At 73.3% G+C, this 4,939-nt stretch carries 2 protein-coding genes and 1 pseudogene; 1 reads left to right on the top strand and 2 read right to left on the bottom strand.

Annotated features, from left to right (window positions below; translation table 11 throughout):
- Both CLM62_RS04260 and CLM62_RS04255 read right to left on the bottom strand, forming a co-directional pair.
- Positions 1 to 270, bottom strand: a pseudogene (locus tag CLM62_RS04260) (pyruvate dehydrogenase (acetyl-transferring) E1 component subunit alpha); the annotation flags it as partial.
- A complete protein-coding gene (locus tag CLM62_RS04255; RefSeq protein WP_095748515.1) occupies positions 270 to 1,133 on the bottom strand; it encodes a phytanoyl-CoA dioxygenase family protein in 864 nt (287 codons plus the stop codon). The gene CLM62_RS04255 and the pseudogene CLM62_RS04260, both read right to left, overlap by 1 nt.
- Positions 1,134 to 1,467: 334 nt before the next feature.
- Here CLM62_RS04255 and CLM62_RS04250 point away from each other — a divergent pair.
- On the top strand, positions 1,468 to 4,939 hold a 3,472-nt coding region (locus tag CLM62_RS04250; RefSeq protein WP_179381932.1), incomplete at its 3' end, for a non-ribosomal peptide synthetase.

Genomic DNA, 4,939 nt, shown 5'->3' with positions numbered 1-4,939 from the left:
GCAGGCCTCCTGACCGGTGGAGGAGGGATAGACGGCGAGGCGCCCCTGCCGGGCGAGCGCCGTGCCCTGTTCGTTGAACCGCCGTCCGACGACGAGCCGTTCGTACAGGGCGCGGGCCCACCCGGGATCGGCCGTGCCGGCCGCGGGCGTGCCGAGGACCCGCACCGGCGCGGGGTCGGGCAGCAGCGGAGCCGGATCGCACAGCGGGCCGTCGGCACCGGGCCGCCAGACGGCGGTGGAGTCCGTGGCCGCGGCGGTGCCCGACCCCATCACAGCGCCCCGGACAGCGGACTCAGCGGCCGGTAGTCCCGGGCCGCGAGGAACTCCGGCCGGGGCGACGCGACATCGGAGAGCGGGTTGGTGACGCTGTTGTAGGTGAACAGCGCGACCCTGCGGTCGAAGGGCGACATGTTGGTGCCCGAGCCGTGCACGATGCGCGGATCGAAGAAGAGCAGGGCCCCGGCCGGCCCCGTGGCGGACGTGATATGGCTTTCCGCCACCAGCGACGTCAATTGCTCGGCGCGCAGCCGGAAATCCAGGTCGGCCGACAGGTTGGACAGCCAGTCCTGTTTCCCGGAGGCACCCGAGCGGTGTTCTCCGTCGGCATTCCCGGAGGCCGTTCCCGGGTTATCCGTGGCCGTTTCTCCGTCGTTTCCCGGCAGGTTCTGCGGAACCCGTTTACGGTGCGATCCGGGTATGAGGAGAAGCGGCCCGTTGAATTCGGTGACCTCGTCCAGGAAAATCGCCGCGTTGACCGCCAGGGGTCGCCGCATCCCGTCCTTGTGCTGCCAGAAGACGTAGTCCTGGTGCCAGGGCCACACATCGCCGTGCAGGGCCCGCTTGGCGTTGACCTTCACCTGGTGGACGTACACGTCCCCGCCGACGAGCTGCCGTGCCGCATCGAGGATCCGCGGCAGCCGCACCAGTCGGCCGAACAACTCGCTCACCTGGTGACAACCGTGCAGGCCGCGCACGGTCGCGCCGTCATTCTCCATCACGCGCCCGGGGTGTTCCACGCCCTCGAGACGGGCGACCTCCTCGCGTACCCGTTCCAGGTCCCTGGAGCCGATCCCGCTGTCGGTGAGCAGGAATCCGGTGGAGCGGTAGTCGGTGATCTGCGCTGGACTGAGCATCGTCGTCACCCATCGTGTCCGGTTCCCGGCGCGGCCCGCACGGAGTTCTGGAATTCCTGATGGGATGCCGGGAGGTGGTCCGTCGAAGCCGCTTTCTGACACGCTCACGGGAGCATGCCGGCAGGTGGGCCGATACGTCGGGAGCCTAGCAGACGTCGGTCGGCACGAAAGGAGGGAAAGCGGGGAGGAAGAGGAATTCCGCACACACCCTCCTAATGCGGTGGCCATCTTGTCAGGCGTCCGTCAGTGCACAGTCAGCGCTATTTGTGACGATGCTGCTGATCCATTCCGAGGGCCCGGCGCGTGCCGGACGGAACCCGAGCGAGGAGACGCTGTGACGCGGACGGGACTGACGGACGTGCTGCCCCTGACGCCCCTTCAGGACGGGCTGCTCTTCCACGCCCTGTACGACGAGCGCGCCGCCGACGTCTACGTCGTCCAGTTCGTCCTCGACCTGCGCGGCCGGCCGGATCCCGCGCGGCTGCGCGCCGCCGTCGACGCCCTGCTGCGCCGCCACCCCAATCTGCGGGCGGGCTTCTGGCAGGACGGCATGAAGCGGGCGGTGCAGGTGATACCCCGGCATGCCGAGGTGCCGTGGAGCGAACACGACCTGACGGGCACCGCGCCACCCGACCGGAAGCAGGCACTGGAGCGTCTGCTGGCCGCGGACCGGACCCGCCGCTTCGACCCCGCTCGGCCGCCCCTGCTGCGCTGCGCCCTGGTGACGTTCGGCCCCGAGGAGCACCGGCTGGTACTCAGCCACCACCACCTGCTGTTCGACGGCTGGTCCATGCCCCTGCTGCTGGCCGACCTGTTCGCCCTGTACGCCGCGGACGGCGACGAGGCGTCCCTCCCCGCCCCGCCCTCCTTCCGCGACCACCTCACCTGGCTCGCCGCCCGCGACACCGACGCCGACGCTCGGGCGTGGAGCCGGGAGCTGGCAGGACTCGACCGGCCGACCACCGTCGCCGCGCCCGGAATCGAGGACACCGGCGAGCCCTCCCGGCAGGAGTACGTGGAACTCGACGAGCGCGCCACGGCCGCGCTCACCGCCCGGGGCCGCGCCCACGGACTCACCCTCAACACGCTCGTCCAGGGCGCCTGGGGACTGCTGCTGGGCGCCCTGACGAATTCCGCCGACGTCACGTTCGGCGCGGTCGTCTCCGGACGGCCGCCCGAGGTACCCGGCTCCGACTCCATGGTCGGCCTGTTCATCAACACCGTGCCGGTGCGGCTGCGCACCCACCCCGGCCGGTCCCTCGCCGCGACCCTGCGCGAACTCCAGGACCACCAGGGCAGCCTGACAGAACATCAGTACGCCGGTCTGACCGCCGTGCAGCGCGCGGCCGGACTCGGAGAACTCTTCGACACCCTCGTCGTCTTCGAGAACTACCCGCTCGACCCCGGTGCCCTCGACCTGCACGCCGACGGCGTGACCCTGGCCGGCCTGGAGGTGCGCGACGCCACCCACTACCCCCTGAGCCTGGTGGTGATCCCCGGCGAACGGCTGCGGCTGCGCGTCGAGCACCGGCCGGGCCGGTGCCGCCCGGAGGTGGTGCGCGGCATCGCGGACCGGCTGCTGCGGGTGCTGCACGCCCTGGCGGACGACCTGGACCGGCCCACCGCCGCCCTCGACCTGCTCACGGCCGACGAGCGCGCGGCCGTGGCACAGGTCCCCGACGGTACGCCCTCGTACCCGCGCGTGGCGCTGCCCGTCCTGCTGGAGCGCCAGGCCGCCCGCACCCCGGACGCCACCGCCGTCGTCTGCGCGGACGCCCGCCTGACCTACCGCGAGGTGGCCGCCCGCTCCAACCGGCTGGCCCGGCTGCTGGTCGCGCGCGGCGCCGGCCCCGAGACCCTGGTGGCGCTCGCCCTGCCCCGCTCCGCCGACCAGGTCGTCGCGTTCCTCGCGGTCCTCAAGGCCGGCGCCGCCTACGTCCCCGTCGACACCACCTACCCGCCCGAACGCATCGCCTTCCTGCTGAAGGACGCCGCACCGGTCGCCGTCGTCACCACCGCCGCCGAGGAGAAACGGCTACCGGACGGCACCGAGGCCGTCGTCCTCGACGACCCGGCGTGCGCCGAGGAACTGGCCGCCCACTGCGACACCGACCTCACCGACGCGGACCGCAACGCCCCCCTGACGCCCGACCACCTCGTGTACGTCCTCTACACCTCCGGTTCCACCGGCCGCCCCAAAGGCGTCGAGATGCACGCCGAGCCGCTGCTCAACCTGATGGCCTGGTATGCGGACGCGGTGCCCGCCCCCGCCGGGCAGGCCGTCTCGCAGTTCTCCACGATCGCCTTCGACCCGGCTCCGCTGGAGATGCTCTCGGCCCTCACCCAGGGCCAGATCCTCACCGTCGCCACCGACGCCGCCCGGCACGATCCCCACGAACTCCTGGACTGGCTGGAACGCGACGAAGCCCTGCACCTGTACACGACCAACACCGTCCTGGAGGCACTCGCCGAGGCGGCCGCCGCCCGCAACCGCGACCTGCCCGCCCTGCGCCACATCGTCCAGGCCGGCGAGGCCCTGACACCGACGGACGCCGTCAAACGCCTCTTCCGCCGGCGCCCCGGCCGACGCCTGCACAACCTCTACGGACCCACCGAGACCCACGTGGTGACCGCCGCCACCCTCGACCCCGACCCCGCCCGCTGGCCCCGCTCCGCGCCCATCGGCACCGCGCTGCCCCACACCCGTGTGTACGTGCTGGACGCCTGGCTGCGCCCGGTTCCGCCGGGCGTGACCGGCGAGCTCTACGTCGGCGGCGTCATGCCGGCCCGGGGCTACCTACGCCGGCCCGGCCTGACCGCGGGCCGCTTCGTCGCCGACCCCTTCGGCCCGCCAGGCGGCCGCCTGTACCGCACCGGCGACCTGGTACGGCTGCGCCCCGACGGTGCCCTGGACTTCCTGGGACGCGCCGACGACCAGATCAAGATCGGCGGGCAGCGGGTGGAACCCGGCGAGACCCGGGCGGTGCTGGAGGAACACCCCGACGTGGCGCAGGCGTACGTGACGGCCCGTGAGGACACCCCCGGCGCCCCCCGCCTCGTGGCGTACGCCGTGCCCGTCGCGGGCCGCCGCCCCGACCCGGCCGCACTCCGCGACCATCTGGCGGGGCGGCTGCCGGCCCCGCTGGTGCCCGCCGCGTGCGTGGTGCTCGACACGCTGCCGCGCAACGCCAACGGCAAGGTCGACCGGGAGGCGCTGCCCGCGCCCGTCGTCACCGGAGGCGGCGGCAACGGCCGCGCGGCCCGCAGCGAGCGGGAGCAACTGCTCGTCCGGCTCTTCGAGGAGGTCGTCGGCGCCACCGGCGTCGGGGTCGACGACAGCTTCTTCGCCCTGGGCGGCGACAGCATCATGTCGATGCAACTGGCGGGCCGGGCCCGCAAGGCGGGGCTCCTGCTCTCCCCGCGGGACGTGTTCGAACAGCGCACGGTGGCCCGGCTGGTGGCCGTCGCCGGGGACGTCCCGGACGGGGACGGCCCACCCACCGGCCTGGACGGCAGCGGGCCCTTCCCGGCCACCCCGATCATGCACTGGCTGCGCGAACTGGGCGGCCCCGTGGACGGCTTCAGCCAGTCGGTGGTGCTGCGTACCCCCGCGGACCTGGACGAACCGCGGCTCACCGCCCTCCTGCAGAGCCTCCTCGACCACCACGACATGCTCCGGCTGCGCCTGACCACCGGGCCGGACGGGAGCTGGCGGCCCGAGATCCCGCCGCCCGGCTCGGTCCGCGCCGCCGACCGGATCCGCCGCGTCAACGTCGGCGGACTGGACCCCGCGGCGCTCGCCGAGG

The organism is Streptomyces sp. SA15 (assembly GCF_002291145.1).
GTDB lineage: Bacteria > Actinomycetota > Actinomycetes > Streptomycetales > Streptomycetaceae > Streptomyces.
This window is presented reverse-complemented; position numbering and strand designations above follow the sequence as displayed.